The following is a 16,445-nucleotide window of genomic DNA, read 5'->3' as shown; positions in this document are numbered from 1 at the left end:
GGCGGGGTGGGGCCGGTTGCGGGGGACGCCGTAAACCCGTCCCTGGGGGCTTGGCCGCGGCATCCATGCCGCGGACACCCCCGCAACCGGACCCACCCCGCCTTCGACAGATTTCTGCCGCTGTTGGTGGGTGCCGACGGTTGGTCGGCACGGAGTCGGATCGATCGGAGGGTGCCTTTGTAGAGTCGAGCCGCGCTCCATGACCTGCGGGCGCCGATGATCTGAACGCATCGCCATGCGCGTGGAGCCGGCCGCTCGGCTCTGGAGAGGCTCCGCGCTCGACTGCTTTTTGCTCGGATCGCTCAGGCGCCGGTTGCCACCGGGCGGCTGCTGTCGCTGACCCACCCGCTCCAGGAATCGGCAAAGATGCGTGCGCCGCTCAGGCCCGCGCTTTCCATCGCCAGCAACAGGTGGCAGGCGGTCACGCCGGAGCCGCACATCAGCACCACCTGCTGCGGGTCGCGGTTGCCGATTACGCCCTGCAGTTCGGCGCGCAGTTCCTGTGCGTCGCGCAGGCGGCCGTCGGCAACGTTCAACGCAAACGGACGGTTGACCGCGCCGGGTACATGGCCGGCGACCGGGTCCAGCGGCTCGACTTCGCCACGGAAGCGTTCGCCCGCGCGTGCGTCGAGCAGCCAGCCCGGCGCGTGCTTCAGGCGTGCGCTGATTTCGTCGGCATTGGCAATCTGGGTGGTGTCGAAACGGCCCGGGTAAGCCGGCAGCGCGGTCACCTCATCCTGCCCCGTCGCCAAGGGGTGCCCTGCGGCCTGCCAGGCGGCGATGCCGCCGTCGAGCACGGCGACCTTGCGGTGCCCGATCAGGCGCAGCAGCCACCACAGGCGCGAGGCGGCCATGCTGCCGTCACTGCCGTCGTAGACCACCACCTGGGTGTCGGGACCAATACCCCACTGGCCGAGCTTCGCGGCGAAGGCATCGCTGTCCGGCAGTGGATGACGGCCGTGGCCGCTGCGGGTCAGATCCGACAGATCCCGATTGAGGTCGGCATACACCGCGCCCGGAACATGCCCCGCCAGATACTGGCCGCTACCCGCCTGCGGGTCGGCCAGCGAGGACCGCGCATCGACCACGCGTACGGCGGTGCTGGCGGTGGCACGTGCATCGACGACACGTACGCCCTCACCCAATGCTGCCGCCAGGCTGGCGACATCGACAAGCGTGGTCCACGGCGGATCGATCGGCTTCATTGCACTTGCTCCAGGCGGCGACGCAGGTTGTAGAGAATGGCGGCGGTCGCGCCCCAGATACGCTGGCCGGGCCAGCCGTACTCAAGGACGTGGCGGATGCGGCCACGGTGATTGATTTCGACCTGGCGCAGGTTGTCTGCGGCCATCAGGTAATCCAGCGGCACCTCGAACACCTCGGCCACTTCGCTGGGCTGCGGCACCGGTACGAAGTCCGGATCGACCACGGCCACCACCGGCGTGACCCGGTAGCCGGTGATCGTCACAAAGGGATCGAGATAGCCCAGCGCCTGCACCTGGCCGGGCGCCAGTGCGATTTCTTCCTGGCTCTCGCGCAGCGCGGCCGCCAGTGCGTCGCGGTCATCGGGTTCGGTGCGCCCGCCGGGGAAGCCGACCTGGCCACCATGCTGGCGCAGGGTTTCGGTGCGACGGGTAAGGATGACCTGTGCGCCATTGGCGCGCGGCACGATGCCGGCCAGTACGGCGGCTTCCACAGGTGGCCCCGGCGGCAGCAGGTCACTCAGTTCGCTGCGGTTCCAGCCGTCGCCGGCCGGCGGCTCGGCCAGTGGATGCAGCGCGCGCATCAAGCGTTCGTGATCGGCCAGCGAGCCGCGCAGGGATTGCTGCAGTTGTTGGCGCAGGGGTTGCACGCGATGCAGGATGCGGCTGCGCTCCTCGTTGCTCATCGACGACCACCGTGCGATTTCATCGATGTGCCGCCCGCAGCCGGTGCATTGCCGGTCCGGATCCAGCGTGCACACTCCGATGCAGGGACTTGCGACAACACGCGCCGTTTCTTCCATTGTTTGCACCCGGCAACAGTAGCGCGATCGGGCTGAATTTGCGCGGGGTGCAGATGCGGTGCGTGGCACCGTCGCGCTCCGCGCAAACAAAAACGCGCCGGTGGAATCACCGGCGCGTTTCGTTTACGGCTTCGATTTACTTGACGCTGACCAGCTTGATCTCGAACTGCACAGCCACGTTCGGCGGGAACGGGGTGCGCGGGTCGGCACCGTAGGCCTGGTCCGGCGGCAGGGTGACTTCCCACTTCGAGCCTGCCGGCATCTGCAGCAGGGTCTCGCGCATGGCCTTCATTTCGACTTCGCTGACCTTGATCGACGGAATCTGCTGGGCCGGACGGGCTTCGGTCGGGCGCTGGCCGTACGGGAACGGACCGGCCACTTCCAGCTGCACGGTGCTGGCCTGGGTCGGCTTGGCGCCCTTGCCGGCTTCGATCACGCGGTACTGGACGCCGCTCGGCAGGGACTGCACGCCGGCCTTGGCCTTGTTCGCCGCGATGAACTGATCGCTCTTGGTCTTGTTTTCGGCAGCAGCCTTTTCGTACTCGGCCTTGGCAGCCTGGGCACGGCCCTGCTCGCGCTTCTGGAACGCTTCAACGGCCGGCTTCAGCTGGTCGGCGGTGATCGCCGGCTGCTTCTTGGCGTAGGCGTCCTGCAGACCCTTCACCACCGAGTTGATGTCCAGCTGCTCACCACGACCGGTCAGCTCCGCCAGGTTGTTGCCGTAGTCGTAACCGAAGTAGTAGCTCAGCTTGCCCTTTTCGGACGAGACGTCCTGGGCGAAGGCATTGCCCGTCAGGGCCAGGGCCGCGACGGCGACCGCGATAGAACGCAACTTCATCAAACAGTTCTCCAGGGGTGGTAACTCAGGGACGTTCTGCGCCGCCCTGAGGCGACGGGTTAGGATAACGGGCACAACGTGTAACCGCTACTCACGATGCAGGCTAAGACCCGTCTGCGTTGGCGGAGTTCAATCTCACTTTTTTTTAACGTTTCAGGAGTTTTCCCGTGGCCGATGCCCTGATCGCTGTCGCCGACGACGGCGCCATCCGCACCGTGACCGTCCAGCGCCCGGACAAGCTCAACGCCTTGAATGCCGCGACCCTGCAGGCGCTGGCCGAGGCATTCAGCGCCGCCGCTGCCGACCCGGACGTGCGCGTGGTGGTGCTGACCGGTGCCGGTCCGAAGGCGTTCGTGGCCGGAGCCGACATCGCCGAGATGAACACACTCAGTGCGGTTCAGGGACGTGATTTCTCCCTGCTCGGCCAGGCCCTGATGCGCCAGATCGAGCGCATGCCCAAGCCGGTGATCGCGCGCGTGAACGGCTTCGCCCTGGGCGGCGGGCTGGAGCTGGCCATGGCCTGCCACCTGCGCATCGCTGCCGATACGGCCAAGGTCGGGCAGCCGGAGATCAACCTCGGCCTGATTCCCGGCTTCGGCGGCAGCCAGCGCCTGCTGCGCCTGTGCGGCCGCGCCGCCACCCTGGAGCTGTGCCTGCTGGGTGCACCGATCAACGCCGCGCGTGCACTGGAACTGGGCATCGTCAACGAGGTGGTGCCTGCCGACGCGCTGGACAACCGTGTGCAGGATGTCGCCCGCCAGTTGGCGCGCTCGGCGCCGCTGGCCCTGCGTGGCCTGCTGGATGCCGTGCACGTGGGTGGCGAATGCAGCCTGGAGGCAGGGCTGGAGTACGAAAGCGCGCAGTTCGGCCTGCTGTTCGCCACCGAGGACATGCGCGAAGGCACCAGCGCGTTCCTGCAGCGCCGTCCGCCGGCCTTCCAGAACCGCTGACGCCATGGCATCCCGACCCAACCCCGCGCAGCTGTTCGCCCGGGTCCAGGCAGACGATCTCGATGGTGCCCTGCAGGCAGGCCTGATGGACTACGTCGCCCGCGCCGGCGACGAACAGCTGCTGCCCGGTCACCCGGACCTTCCGCGACGCCTGCAGCAGGCGCAGCAGCAATTGCATACGGCCTGGGCCGCACGCGAACGCTACCGTGCGCGTGCGGTGCGGCTGGCACGGCGCGAAGCCGAGCGCGATGCGCGCCGTACGCCGGCCCCGGCGCCGGACGTGAAACCCGCCCTGCCCGCCGCAGCCGCCGCCATCCTCGCCCGGGCCAAGGCCCGCGCCAGCGGCAAGGAGCAGTAATGGCCACCCTGAAGAAGACCGCACGCGCCCCGGCGCGGCGTGGCGGCACGATGCCGCGCGCCGACGTGGTGGAAATGTTCACCCGCCTGCGCGAACTCAATCCACACCCGAAGACCGAACTGGAGTACAGCTCGCCGTTCGAGCTGCTGGTGGCGGTCGCGCTGTCGGCGCAGGCCACCGACGTCGGCGTCAACAAGGCCACGCGCCGTCTGTTCCCGGTCGCCAACACGCCGGCGAAGATCCTCGCACTCGGCGAGGACGGGCTGAAGCAGTACATCGCCACCATCGGCCTGTTCAACGCCAAGGCGAAGAACGTGATCGCCACCTGTGCGATCCTGCTGGAGAAGCACGGCGGTGAAGTGCCGCGCGATCGCGATGAACTGGAAGCGCTGCCAGGCGTTGGACGCAAGACCGCCAACGTGGTGCTCAACACTGCGTTCGGCGAGCCGGTGATGGCGGTGGACACGCATATCTTCCGCGTCTCCAACCGCACCGGCCTGGCGCCAGGCAAGAACGTGCGTGAAGTGGAAGACAAACTGGTGAAGGTGATTCCGGCCGAGTTCCTGCTCGACGCGCATCACTGGCTGATCCTGCACGGGCGTTATGTGTGCAAGGCGCGAAAGCCGGATTGCCCGGGCTGCGTGATCGCCGACCTGTGCCGGTTCAAGGAAAAGACCACGGCCGAGGCGTGACCGCGTTCGTGGTGTGACAAAACAAAGACGGCGGGCACAAGGCCCGCCGTCTTTGCTTGTAGACAAGGGTGCTTCAGGACATCAGAACGACAGGTCGCCCCAGACGCCGAATTCCTTGGTCTTGTCGTTCTTCTTGTCGCTGGCGTTGGCCAGGTGCGTGTACTTGTACACGGTCGACAGCTTGAGGTTCTTCATGACCGGGAACTCGACACCGACGTTCCAGTACTTGTCGCTCAGGGTCGGGTCCAGGGTCTTGCTGACGTCGGTGTCATCGTAACGACCGAACACGTTGATGCCGCCGTCGGTGACGCGCACGCTGCCCCACACCGACCAGCCGCTGGTCTTGTCGGTGGCAACGGTCATCACGTTGTTGAGGTTCTTGGCCTGGAAGTACTCGCCACCGACGCGGAAGTCGCTGCTGGCGTAGGCCACCATCGCATTGGCGCGGGTGTAGGTGTTCTCGGCGCTCTGGATGTCGGTTTCCTTGCCCAGCTTGCCGCTGTAGCCACCGACGGCAACCACGAAGTTCTCGTTCGGGGTATAGGCCGCGCGGCCTTCCACGTCCATGCCCTTGCTGCGGGTCGGGTTCTTGTAACCGGCGCCGGACACCACCGAGACGGCGTAGTTGAAGTTGTTGCCCAGGTTGCCGAAGCCGTGCAGGCCCCAGTCGGACGAGTTGCCGTACTTCAGGCGGTCGGTCAGGGTGTTCTCGACATAGCGCATGCCGTAGAACTTCTCGACGTACGGGATCCACGGCATGTCGGCGGCACCGACGCGCAGGTTGAAGGCCGGGTCGAAGCTGCCCTGTACGTAGGCCTTCTTGACGAACAGTTCGGTGTTGCCGATGGCCGAGCTGTACTGGAAGTCGGTGGTCAGGTTGGCGGACCAGATGTCGTTGAACTTGTGATCGACGGTCAGGTAGAAGCGCTTGACGTCCAGACCGGTGCCGCTGGCGGCGGTGTCCTTGCCGTTGCTGGTCTTGTCGATGTTGGTCAGGTCGAAGAACATGCGACCGCCGATCTTGTTGTCATTGACCAGCTTGGCCAGCTTGTCGACGCTGGTCTGGGTCTTCTGCGCACCTTCCAGGGCCTGCGCCTGGGTGATGTTCACTTCGGACTGCGCGTCGGACTGCGCCTGCAGCGCCTGCGAATCGTTCTGCAACTGCTGGACCTGGGCCTGCAGCGCAGCAATCTGTGCCTGCAGCTGCTGCAACTGTGCCTGGGATACGCCCGAGCTGGCGGGGGCTGCGAAGGCGTCGGCGGAAACCAGACCGAGGCTTGCAACGACCGCGGCGGCGAGCAAATGGGAACGCATTTTGGATTTCTCCAGAGGGTTGGAATGGCTTGGGCAGAACGCCACGCCGGCAGGCCGGTCAAGCGTTTTGCGAACGTTCCGTTAAAACCATGACAACCGAATGACAGATTGAGCACCAACCACAGATTTCTTCGTGCGGTCATGCGTACGACTCATTTATGGCCACATGCTTGTCGATTCCTTGCGGCATATGGCGTGACGTATCAGCGTCCATGCGCGGGCCGGTCGCCGCGCGACCTTCACCAACATTGCTGGTTTCGTGCGGATGACGCGGCGTCACTGCGGAATGCCAGGCAGGGACGGCATTGACGACTACACCGGGCAGGTCATCAGCGACATATGGAACGTGATCGCAACCGGGCCACGTCCGTCTCCAGCGCATTGGTCATCACGTTGTCCGCAACACTCAGAACCTTCACGCCCTGCTGTACGGGCGCCGGGCAGCGCTGTAACGGTTGCGTCATACAACGGTCCCTGCGCTGTCATCGAACCGTTATGGAATGTGCGCCGGGCGGGTAACCCCGCATCCCAATCAACCCAGGAGCCACCCCGTGATCCACGCCTTCAAGTCGCGCGTTGCCGTTGCCGTCTTCGCAGCGTCGTCCGTGTTCGCCGCCAACGCCGCTGAAATCACCGGCGCGGGCGCCTCGTTCATCTACCCGGTGATGTCGAAGTGGTCGGCCGACTACAACGCTGCCACCAGCAACAAGGTCAACTACCAGTCGATCGGTTCCGGCGGCGGCATTGCGCAGATCAAGGCCAAGACCGTTGATTTCGGCTCCTCCGACGCCCCGCTGAAGCCGGAAGAGCTGGCGGCTTCGGGCCTGGCACAGTTCCCGTCGGTGATCGGCGGCGTGGTGCCGGTGGTCAACGTGGCCGGCATCGCGCCGGGCGCACTGAAGCTGGACGGCACCGTGCTGGCCAACATCTTCCTGGGCAAGATCAAGACCTGGAACGACCCGGCCATCGCCGCACTGAACCCAGGCGTGACCCTGCCGAGTGCCAAGATCACCGTCGTGCACCGCTCGGATGGTTCGGGCACCACCTTCAACTTCGTCAACTACCTGTCCAAGGTCAGCCCGGAATGGAAGACCTCGGTCGGTGAAGGCACCTCGGTCCAGTGGCCGGCCGGCATCGGCGGCAAGGGCAATGAAGGCGTTGCTGCCTACGTGAAGCAGATCAAGGGCGGCATCGGCTACGTCGAACTGTCCTACGCGCTGCAGAACAAGCTGTCGTACACCGCGATGAAGAACGCCGCCGGCAAGTTCGTGCAGCCGAGCGACGCCTCGTTCGCCGCTGCTGCCGCCAGCGCCGACTGGGCCAGCGCCAAGGACTTCTACCTGGTGATGACCAACGCCCCGGGCGCCGAGTCCTGGCCGATCACCGCCACCAACTTCATCCTGGTGCACAAGAAGCCGAAGAATGCTGCCAACGGCAAGGCCACCCAGGAGTTCTTCCGCTGGGTCTACAAGAGCGGCGACGCCCAGGCCCGCCAGCTGGACTACGTGCCGCTGCCGGACAGTCTGGTCCGCCAGATCGAGACCTACTGGTCGCAGAACCTGAAGTAAGCAATCGCGTTCCCCCGCAGGAACGGGATCGGCGGGTCCTCTCTCCCCCGCCGATCCCAACCCGGGCGCGAGATCCTCGAGATCTCGCGCTCTTCTTGTTTTTGGGGTGCACCAGGCTCTGTAGCGCCGAGCCCATGCTCGGCTGGGTGCTGGAGCGTGCAGACCAGCGGTCCGCAACTGCCGAGGACAGGGAGCAGTCGAGTATGGCTCGACTCTACCCAGCGCCCAGGCCGTCATATCGATGCGCAGATCCGGGGTCTCAGGGCTCCTGCCAGGGGCCGGCCAACCCCGTGAAACCCTTGTCAGAACGTGATCCAGGACACCTCTGTCATGGTCGTAATACGGCTGTAACAAAAACATCATTTCATAGCCGCATCCGCCGACACCGTCGGCTCTACCCCGCTATGGAGTGACCATGAAACTGCACTCGGCCGGCCTTGCCGCCCTTTCCCTGGCCATCGCCCTGGGCCTGTCGGCCTGCGGTGGCGACAAGCAGGCCGCGCAGCAGCCGGCTGCCGACGGTGCCGCGGCCCCGGCCGCTGCCGGTGCCAAGGTGACCGCCGAAGTGTCCGGTGCCGGCGCATCCTTCATCTTCCCGCTGGTCTCCAAGTGGTCGGCTGACTACAACGCCAGCACCGGTGCCAAGATCAACTACCAGTCGATCGGCTCGGGCGGCGGTATCGCCCAGATCAAGGCCGGCACCGTCGACTTCGGTTCCTCCGACAAGCCGCTGAGCAGCGAAGAGCTGGCCCAGGCCGGCCTGGCGCAGTTCCCGTCCGCCATCGGCGGCGTGGTGCCGGTGGTCAACATCGAAGGCCTGGAAGCCGGCAAGCTGCGCCTGAGCGGCGCCCTGCTTGCCGACATCTTCCTGGGCAAGGTCAAGACCTGGAACGACCCGGCCATCGTCGCCGCCAACCCGGGCGTGAAGCTGCCGGACGGCAAGATCACCCTGGTCCACCGTTCGGACGGTTCGGGTACCACCTTCAACTTCTCCAACTACCTGTCCAAGGTCAGCCCGGAGTGGAAGAGCAAGGTTGGCGAGGGCACCTCGGTGCAGTGGCCGGACGGCGTCGGTGGCAAGGGCAACGAAGGCGTTGCTTCCTACGTGAAGCAGATCAAGGGCTCGATCGGCTACGTCGAACTGGCCTACGCGCTGCAGAACGGCATGCCGTACACCGCCATGCAGAACGCGGCCGGAAACTGGGTCGAGCCCAGCGCGGAAACCTTCGCCGCTGCGGCCGCCAGCGCCGACTGGGCCAGCGCCAAGGACTTCAACCTGGTCATCACCAACGCCCCGGGCGAGCAGGCGTGGCCGATCACCGCCACCAACTTCATGCTGATGCAGAAGACGCCGAAGGATGCCAAGCGCAACCAGGACACCCTGGCCTTCTTCAAGTGGGCCTTCGAAAACGGCCAGGCCCAGGCCAACGAACTGCACTACGTGCCGCTGCCGGCCGAACTGGTCAAGCAGATCGAGGCCTACTGGGCGACCGACCTGAAGTGATGGACACGACGGTGCCCGCCCCGCGCGGGCACCGCCTCTTCCACGCCGTGCCGCCCCGCCCCTTCCTGGCCCTGCCGTCCCCATGAATGCCATCGCCCAGCCTGTAGCCGCCCCGTCCACGCGTGATGCGCGTGATGCCCGCAACGACAAACTGTTCCGATGGGTGCTGGTCGGCACCGTCATCTTCGTCCTGATCGCCCTGGCCTGCGCCGCGCTGTCGATGCTGTGGGGCGGCCGTCACGCCCTGCAGATGCAGGGCCTGAGCTTCTTCTTCTCCGCCGACTGGAATCCGGTTGAAAACAAGTTCGGTGCCCTCGCCCCGATCTACGGCACCCTGGTCACCGCGCTCATCGCGATGGTCATCGCCGTGCCGGTCAGCTTCGGCATCGCCTTCTTCCTCACCGAAGTCGCGCCGCGCTGGCTGCGCGGCCCGGTCGGTACCGCCATCGAACTGCTGGCCGGAATCCCCTCGATCATCTACGGCATGTGGGGCCTGTTCGTACTGGTGCCGGTGATGACCGAGTACGTCACCCCGTTCCTCAACGAAACCCTGGGCGAATGGCCGATCATCGGCCCGATGTTCCAGGGCCCGCCGCTGGGCATCGGCATGCTTACCGCCGGTTTCGTGCTGGCCATCATGGTCATTCCGTTCATCTCCTCGGTGATGCGCGAAGTGTTCCTGACCGTGCCGACCCGCCTGAAGGAATCGGCCTACGCGCTGGGTTCCACCAAGTGGGAAGTGAGCTGGGACATCGTCCTGCCCTACACCCGCTCGGCGGTGATCGGCGGCATCTTCCTCGGCCTCGGCCGCGCCCTGGGCGAGACGATGGCTGTGGCCTTCGTGATCGGCAACAGCGTGCGCCTGTCGCCGTCGCTGCTGGAACCGGGCACCACCATCGCCGCGCTGATCGCCAACGATTTCGGCGAAGCCACTGAAACCTACCGCTCGGCCCTGCTGCTCCTCGGCTTCGTCCTCTTCATCGTCACCTTCGTGGTGCTGGCCATTGCCCGACTGATGCTGATGCGCCTGTCCCGCAAGGAGGGCAACTGATGTCCACCACCGCTGATTCGCTGTACCTGCGCCGTCGCATCGGCAACGTCGTTGCGATCACTGCCTCCTGCGCCACCGCCCTGTTCGGCCTGTTCTTCCTGGGCTGGATCCTGTTCACCCTGGCCGCCAAGGGCCTGGCCGGCATCAACTGGGATCTGTTCACCAGGATGACGCCGCCGCCGATGCAGGAAGGCGGCCTCGCCAACGCCTTCTTCGGCAGCGCGGTGATGTGCGCGCTGGCGATCGGCATCGGCACCCCGCTGGGCGTGCTGGCCGGCACCTGGCTGGCCGAGTACGGCAACGCCCGCAAGGCCGGCACCGTGGTCCGCTTCGTCAACGACATCCTGCTGTCGGCGCCATCGATCGTGCTCGGCCTGTTCGTCTACACCCTGTACGTGATGCAGACCGGCGGCAACTTCTCGGCGTTCGCCGGTGCCCTGTCACTGGCCTTCATCGTGCTGCCGGTGGTGGTGCGTACCACCGACGAGATGCTGCGCCTGGTGCCCTCGCAGATGCGTGAGGCGGCCCTGTCGCTGGGTATCCCGCAGTGGAAGGTGATCGTGCAGGTGCTGTACCGCGGTGCATCGGCCGGCATCATCACCGGCATCCTGCTGGCGCTGGCCCGCATTTCCGGCGAGACCGCGCCGCTGCTGTTCACCGCCTTCGGCAACCAGTACTGGAACAACAACATCTTCCAGCCGATGGCCTCGGTGCCGGTGGTGATGAACCAGTTCGCCGGCAGCCCGTATGAATCCTGGCAGGTGCTGGCCTGGGCCGGTGCCCTGGTGCTGACTGTCTTCGTGTTGCTGGTCAGCCTTGCCGCCCGCGGCATCCTGCTGCGCAACCGTATCTCCCATGACTGACCTTTCCGTGGATAACGCCATGAACGACCTTTCCAACGCCGTGCCGATGCAGCGCATCGCCGTGCCGTCCTCGCACGAGAGCCTGCACACGCCGTCGCCGGTGAAGCTGGCTGCGCGTGGACTGGACTTCTACTACGACAAGTTCCACGCCCTGAAGGGCATCAACCTGGAAATCCCGGAAAAGCGCGTGACCGCGCTGATCGGTCCCTCCGGTTGCGGCAAGTCGACCCTGCTGCGCATCTTCAACCGCATCTACGCGCTGTACCCGAAGCTGGAAGCGCGCGGTGAGGTGCTGCTGGACGGCGAGAACATCCTGTCGCCGAAGTACCCGATGAACCGCCTGCGCAGCAAGGTCGGCATGGTGTTCCAGAAGCCGGTGCCGTTCCCGATGACCATCTTCGAGAACGTGGCCTACGGCATCCGCCACCACGAGAAGCTGAGCAAGGCCGACATGGCCGACCGTGTCGAGCAGGCGCTGCGTCAGGGCGCGCTGTGGGACGAAGTGAAGGACAAGCTGGGGCAGAGCGCGCTGGGCCTGTCCGGTGGCCAGCAGCAGCGTCTGTGCATCGCCCGTGCCGTGGCCCTGCGCCCGTCGGTGCTGCTGCTGGACGAGCCGACCTCGGCGCTGGATCCGATCTCGACCAGCCGCATCGAGCAGCTGGTGGAAGAGCTCAAGCACGAGTACACGATCGTGATCGTCACCCACAACATGCAGCAGGCCGCGCGCGTGTCCGACTACACAGCCTTCATGTACCTGGGTGACCTGATCGAGCACGACCGCACCGAAGTGATCTTCTCGCAGCCGTCGCAGCGGCAGACCGAGGACTACATCACCGGTCGCTTCGGCTGATCGACGCTGTTCCTTCGCCACATGTTCCAGCCAGGCATGGCCTGGCTCTACCCGGATTGCAGACCATGAATCTTCCCAACGACCACATCGTCAAGAGCTACGACGAAGAGCAGCAGCGCCTGGTGGCCGAAATCGTGCGCATGGGCGAGATGGCCGTCGCCCAGCTCGAAGCGGCGATGGACGTGATCGAGAAGCGCGACGAGAACGCCGCCCATCGCATCATCGCCAACGACGAAGCGATCGATGCGCTTGAGCAGCAGATCAGCCACGACGTGATGCGCCTGGCGCTGCGTGGCCCGATGGCGCGCGACCTGCGCGAGATCCTCGCCGGCCTGCGCATCCCCGCCGACATCGAACGCATCGGCGACTATGCGGCCAACGTCGCCAAGCGCTCGATCGCACTGGGCAAGGTGCCGCCGCTGCCGCAGATCCAGGGCCTGCGCGCACTGGGCCGCCTGGCCGCGCAGCAGGTGCGCCGCGCCATTGCCGCCTACCGCGACAACGACGCCGACGCCGCACTGGCACTGCGCGAGGACGATGCCCGCCTGGACGCGCAGTACACCGCGCTGTTCCGCGAGCTGCTGACCTACATGATGGAAGACCCACGCAACATCACCCCGTGCACGCACCTGTTGTTCATGGCCAAGAACCTGGAGCGCGTGGGTGACCACGCCACCAACATCGCCGAGAACGTGTGGTTCCTGGTGCACGGCGAGCAGCCGCTGCCGCCGCGCGAGAAGCGCGACGAAACCTCCAGCACCGGCCAGCCCTGACGCTGCACTGCAACACCGGAGTCGACTCCAAGGTGGCCGCTGTCCTGGTGACAGCGGCCTTCCTGTTTCTGGGCGTTCCACCCGCGTTGTGGGCGCCGGGCCTGCCCGGTGCGAACCTCCCGGATGCTTCTGTAACAAACCTCACGAAAATTTGAGGTCTTGGCGAGGATTCGTTGAGTAGGATCGCTGCACCATCGTTTCCACCGGCATCCCTGCCGGCCACCCGGGCACCCGCCCACACCACCCAGGAGCACGACCGATGAGCAGTTCCAACAAGACCCTGTCCCTGCTGACTGCTACCGCCCTGGCCGCCGGCCTGGGCATGACCGCCAGTGCCTCGGCGCTGAGCATGAGCGACCTGGCCCAGGGCTATCTGGTGGCCGGCCAGGCAGCCAAGGCCAGCACCGATGCCAAGGCAGCAGATACCAGGATGGCCGCCGACGCGACCAAGCACGCCGAAGGCAAATGTGGTGCCGACGGCAAGAGTGCCGAAGGCAAGTGCGGCGCCGACAAGGGCAAGGCCGCCGGTGCAGCGGCAGGCGCCAAGGCCAAGACCGGCGACAAGAAATCGGCCGAGGGCAAGTGCGGCGAAGGCAAGTGCGGTGCCAAGCACTGACGTCCGCGCCAGCGCCGTCCACCTGCGGCCGCCGCTTCATGCGGCGGCCGCCGGGTTGGGGCTGCGCAGGGCGCTGCTGCAGGATCTGCGCGATGCACCGGCGGGCGATTTCGATTTTCTCGAATGCGCGCCGGAGAACTGGATCCATGTCGGTGGTCCCGCTGGGGATGCGCTGGCCGAGCTGGCGCAGCGCCATCCGTTGAGCTGCCACGGTCTGTCGTTGTCACTGGGCGGCAGTGCGCCGTTGGATACGCAGCTGCTGGAACAGGTCGGCCAATTCCTGGAAATGCACCGCGTGCCGCTGTACAGCGAACATCTGAGCTACTGCAGCGACGACGGCCACCTGTACGACCTGCTGCCGATTCCGTTCACCGACGAAGCGGTGCGCCACACCGCCGCGCGCATCGCCCGCGTGCAGGACCTGCTGGGTCGCCGCATCGCGGTGGAAAACGTGTCCTACTACCTGGCACCGGAGCCGGCGATGGACGAGCTGGCGTTCACCAATGCGGTGCTCGCCGAAGCCGACTGCGACCTGCTGCTGGACGTCAACAACGTCTACGTCAACGCCTGCAACCATGGCTACGATGCCGATGCCTTCATCGCCGGCCTGCCTGCACAGCGCATCGTCTGCCTGCACGTGGCCGGGCACCTGGACGAGGCACCCGACCTGAAGATCGATACCCATGGCAGCGCAGTGATCGATCCGGTCTGGGAGCTGCTGGCACGCACCTACGCACGCATCGGCCCGCGCCCCACCCTGCTCGAACGCGATTTCAATTTCCCGCCCTATGCGGAATTGCAGGGCGAACTGCAGACCATCCGCCGCCTGCAGGCCGCGCACGCCGGGGCTGCACATGGCTGATTCCGCCGACACCCTGCGCTCTCAGCAACACGCGTTCACCGCCCACCTGCGCGACCCGCAGGCGGTACCTGCGCCGGCCGGCCTGGATCCACGCCGGGTGGCGGTGTACCAGCACCTGCTGTTCAACAACCTCCTCGGCCTGTTGAGCAATGGCTTCCCGGTCTGCGTGCGCCTGCTTGGCGAACCGGCCTGGAGCGTGCTGGTGCGCCACTACTTCGCCACCCATCGCTGCCAGACACCGCTGTTCACCGAACTGGCCGCCGAGTTCGTGCAGTGGCTGCAGGCGCAGCCACAGCTGCCGCATCCGGCGTTGGCCGAACTTGCTCATTACGAGTGGATGGAAACCGCGCTGTACCAGCTTCCTGCCGAGCCGCTGCCGGTGCCGGGTGACATCGACCCACTACGGGTTCCGCTGCAGCGCTCGCCGCTGGCATGGCCACTGCTGTATCAGTGGCCCGTGCACCGGCTCGGTGCCGAGGACGCACCGTCACAACCGCCAGCCGAACCGACCGGCCTGCTGGTCCGTCGCGAGGCCGATGGCGAGGTGCGCTTTGCCGTACTTAGCCCGCTGGCGGTGTACCTGCTGTCCAGCATCGGCGAACACCCCGGCCTCGATGGCCATGGCTACCTGCGGCACCTGGCCGCCGCGCACGGCCTGGCCGAGGACGCGCTGGCCGGACCCGGTGCCGCGCTGCTGCAGCAGTTCCTGCAGGCCGGCGTGATCGGCCCGCTCGCAGTCCCCGGCTGACGCCCCCTTTCCCCGGAGAACCGCCGATGAACCTCCCGACCCTGGCCACCGTGCGCGGCCAGCTGGACCGTCTCGCCCCCTGGCTGGCCCCGCTCGGCCTGCGCCTGCTGATGGCCTGGGAATACTTCGAATCCGGCCGCGAAAAACTGCACGGCCAGAACTGGTTCGCCGACCTGCAGGATGCCTTCCCGTTCCCGTTCGACCAGCTGCCGGCCACCCTGAACTGGCAGCTCGCCACGTGGTTCGAACTGATCGGCGCGGCCTGCCTGCTGGTTGGCTTCGGCACCCGGTTTGCCGCGGCCAGCCTGCTGTTGCTGACCGTTGTAGCGACCTATGCAGTGCATTGGCCGATGGAGTGGAACTCGCTGGCCGACCTCGCCATGGGCTATGCGATCACTGACCAGGGCTTCGGCAACTTCAAGCTGCCGGTGCTGTTCATGGCGATGCTGCTGCCACTGATCTTCACCGGCGCCGGCAGGCTGAGTGTGGATGCGTGGTTGGCGCGGTGGCGGCCATCGGGCACGACGGCACAGCCCGCAGTCCGGTAGATGCCGGCCCTGGGCGGCGCGCACCGTGCCAACCAAGGTTGGCACCTACAGGAAACCTGAGCGTGCGGTGCCCGGTAGGTGTCGACCTTGGTCGACACACGACCACGCAGGGAACCCATGCACAGAAGGCTGACCGGGCGCTCAGGGTCGCTCTGCTAGAATTCACGCATGACTGCCCCCTCCCCCGCACCTGCCGCCGCTCCCGATTCCGCAGTACCCCAGGCGCAGCGCGCGATGTCACAACGCTTCCGCGGCTTCCTGCCGGTGGTGGTGGATGTGGAAACCGGCGGCTTCGACAGCCAGCGCAACGCCCTGCTGGAAATCGCCGCCGTGCCGATCGAGATGGACGAGAACGGCCTGCTCTACCCCGGCCAGACCGCCAGCGCCCACGTGGTGCCGGCCGAAGGCCTGGAGATCGACCCGAAGTCGCTGGAAGTGACCGGCATCATCCTCGACCACCCGTTCCGGCTGGCCAAGGAAGAGAAGGCCGCGCTGGACCACATCTTCACCCCGGTGCGTGCGGCGATGAAGAAATACGGCTGCCAGCGCGCGATCCTGGTCGGCCACAACGCCCATTTCGATCTCGGTTTCGTCAATGCGGCGGTGGCCCGGACCGGTCACAAGCGCAATCCGTTCCATCCGTTCAGCGTGTTCGACACAGTGACCCTGGCCGGCATCGCCTACGGGCAGACCGTGCTGGCACGTGCGGCCACGGCCGCCGGGCTGGGGTGGGATGCCAATGAGGCGCACAGCGCGGTGTATGACACCGAGCAGACCGCGCGGTTGTTCTGCACCATCGCCAACGCTTGGCCGCGGTGAAGCGGCCAACGGCGGAGCCCCTCGTGGCGTGAAGCGAATCATCAGTTGGCCCGGACGGGTGGACTGCGCAGGGGACGCTGCAAGTA

At 66.2% G+C, this 16,445-nt stretch carries 18 protein-coding genes; 14 read left to right on the top strand and 4 right to left on the bottom strand.

Annotated elements, in window-relative coordinates; genetic code table 11:
- Nucleotides 1-302: 302 nt before the first annotated feature.
- The 3 genes from ARC63_RS21490 to ARC63_RS21480 all read right to left on the bottom strand — a co-directional run bounded on the left by ARC63_RS21490 (nt 303) and on the right by ARC63_RS21480 (nt 2,843).
- Nucleotides 303-1,205, bottom strand: coding sequence for a sulfurtransferase (locus tag ARC63_RS21490; RefSeq protein ID WP_057504344.1), 903 nt, complete (start codon nt 1,203-1,205; stop codon nt 303-305).
- The gene (locus ARC63_RS21485; RefSeq protein ID WP_057504343.1) at nt 1,202-2,005 is read right to left on the bottom strand and encodes a CoA pyrophosphatase; all 804 of its coding nucleotides are present in this window, start codon (nt 2,003-2,005) and stop codon (nt 1,202-1,204) included. Before ARC63_RS21485 ends, ARC63_RS21490 begins: the two co-directional genes overlap by 4 nt.
- A 136-nt stretch (nt 2,006-2,141) precedes the next feature.
- Nucleotides 2,142-2,843 (bottom strand): FKBP-type peptidyl-prolyl cis-trans isomerase N-terminal domain-containing protein, encoded by a 702-nt coding sequence (locus ARC63_RS21480; protein WP_032127896.1) that lies wholly within the window; start codon nt 2,841-2,843, stop codon nt 2,142-2,144.
- A gap of 167 nt (nt 2,844-3,010) precedes the next feature.
- Between ARC63_RS21480 and ARC63_RS21475 the strand changes: the two genes are divergently transcribed.
- From ARC63_RS21475 to nth, 3 genes are read left to right on the top strand one after another with little or no spacing between them, the layout of a single operon-like run.
- Nucleotides 3,011-3,793, top strand: a complete 783-nt coding sequence (locus ARC63_RS21475) for an enoyl-CoA hydratase/isomerase family protein (RefSeq protein WP_043402633.1) — start codon at nt 3,011-3,013, stop codon at nt 3,791-3,793.
- Between the two features lie 4 nt (nt 3,794-3,797).
- Nucleotides 3,798-4,151 (top strand): hypothetical protein, encoded by a 354-nt coding sequence (locus ARC63_RS21470; protein ID WP_043402629.1) that lies wholly within the window; start codon nt 3,798-3,800, stop codon nt 4,149-4,151.
- The gene (gene nth, locus ARC63_RS21465) at nt 4,151-4,843 is read left to right on the top strand and encodes an endonuclease III (protein ID WP_049436514.1); all 693 of its coding nucleotides are present in this window, start codon (nt 4,151-4,153) and stop codon (nt 4,841-4,843) included. The genes ARC63_RS21470 and nth overlap by 1 nt, the downstream gene beginning before the upstream one ends.
- Before the next feature lie 81 nt (nt 4,844-4,924).
- Here nth and ARC63_RS21460 read toward each other — a convergent pair whose 3' ends face one another.
- Nucleotides 4,925-6,157: a porin gene (locus ARC63_RS21460; RefSeq protein WP_054171361.1), complete on the bottom strand. Its 1,233-nt coding sequence runs from the start codon at nt 6,155-6,157 to the stop codon at nt 4,925-4,927.
- A gap of 551 nt (nt 6,158-6,708) precedes the next feature.
- Between ARC63_RS21460 and pstS (ARC63_RS21455) the strand changes: the two genes are divergently transcribed.
- From pstS (ARC63_RS21455) to rnt, 11 genes are all read left to right on the top strand, one after another.
- Entirely contained in the window at nt 6,709-7,725 is a 1,017-nt protein-coding gene (gene pstS, locus ARC63_RS21455; RefSeq protein ID WP_057504342.1) for a phosphate ABC transporter substrate-binding protein PstS, read from the top strand.
- A 415-nt stretch (nt 7,726-8,140) separates the two neighbouring features.
- Complete coding sequence (gene pstS / locus ARC63_RS21450) at nt 8,141-9,229, top strand: phosphate ABC transporter substrate-binding protein PstS (protein WP_057504341.1); 1,089 nt, start codon at nt 8,141-8,143, stop codon at nt 9,227-9,229.
- An 82-nt stretch (nt 9,230-9,311) separates the two neighbouring features.
- Complete coding sequence (pstC, locus tag ARC63_RS21445; protein ID WP_008267250.1) at nt 9,312-10,280, top strand: phosphate ABC transporter permease subunit PstC; 969 nt, start codon at nt 9,312-9,314, stop codon at nt 10,278-10,280.
- Nucleotides 10,280-11,143, top strand: a complete 864-nt coding sequence (gene pstA / locus ARC63_RS21440; RefSeq protein ID WP_057504340.1) for a phosphate ABC transporter permease PstA — start codon at nt 10,280-10,282, stop codon at nt 11,141-11,143. The genes pstC and pstA overlap by 1 nt, the downstream gene beginning before the upstream one ends.
- 19 nt (nt 11,144-11,162) lie before the next feature.
- On the top strand, nt 11,163-11,993 hold the full coding sequence (gene pstB / locus ARC63_RS21435; RefSeq protein ID WP_005408788.1) for a phosphate ABC transporter ATP-binding protein PstB: 831 nt from the start codon (nt 11,163-11,165) through the stop codon (nt 11,991-11,993).
- A 65-nt stretch (nt 11,994-12,058) separates the two neighbouring features.
- Nucleotides 12,059-12,766: a phosphate signaling complex protein PhoU gene (phoU, locus tag ARC63_RS21430; RefSeq protein WP_008265615.1), complete on the top strand. Its 708-nt coding sequence runs from the start codon at nt 12,059-12,061 to the stop codon at nt 12,764-12,766.
- A 259-nt stretch (nt 12,767-13,025) separates the two neighbouring features.
- Nucleotides 13,026-13,382 carry a hypothetical protein gene (locus ARC63_RS21425; RefSeq protein WP_010486221.1) on the top strand — a complete coding sequence of 119 codons (357 nt, stop codon included), beginning with the start codon at nt 13,026-13,028 and terminating at the stop codon, nt 13,380-13,382.
- Complete coding sequence (locus tag ARC63_RS21420) at nt 13,369-14,244, top strand: HvfB family MNIO-type RiPP peptide maturase (protein WP_057504339.1); 876 nt, start codon at nt 13,369-13,371, stop codon at nt 14,242-14,244. The genes ARC63_RS21425 and ARC63_RS21420 overlap by 14 nt, the downstream gene beginning before the upstream one ends.
- Nucleotides 14,237-14,992, top strand: a complete 756-nt coding sequence (locus ARC63_RS21415) for an HvfC family RiPP maturation protein (RefSeq protein WP_057504338.1) — start codon at nt 14,237-14,239, stop codon at nt 14,990-14,992. Before ARC63_RS21420 ends, ARC63_RS21415 begins: the two co-directional genes overlap by 8 nt.
- Before the next feature lie 26 nt (nt 14,993-15,018).
- Nucleotides 15,019-15,540 carry an HvfX family Cu-binding RiPP maturation protein gene (locus ARC63_RS21410; protein WP_057504337.1) on the top strand — a complete coding sequence of 174 codons (522 nt, stop codon included), beginning with the start codon at nt 15,019-15,021 and terminating at the stop codon, nt 15,538-15,540.
- Nucleotides 15,541-15,774: 234 nt separating this feature from the next.
- On the top strand, nt 15,775-16,359 hold the full coding sequence (gene rnt, locus ARC63_RS21405; RefSeq protein WP_005408782.1) for a ribonuclease T: 585 nt from the start codon (nt 15,775-15,777) through the stop codon (nt 16,357-16,359).
- The last annotated feature ends 86 nt before the right edge of the window (nt 16,360-16,445 follow it).

The sequence above is a fragment of the Stenotrophomonas geniculata ATCC 19374 = JCM 13324 genome (assembly GCF_001431625.1).
Classification (GTDB): domain Bacteria; phylum Pseudomonadota; class Gammaproteobacteria; order Xanthomonadales; family Xanthomonadaceae; genus Stenotrophomonas; species Stenotrophomonas geniculata.
This window is presented reverse-complemented; position numbering and strand designations above follow the sequence as displayed.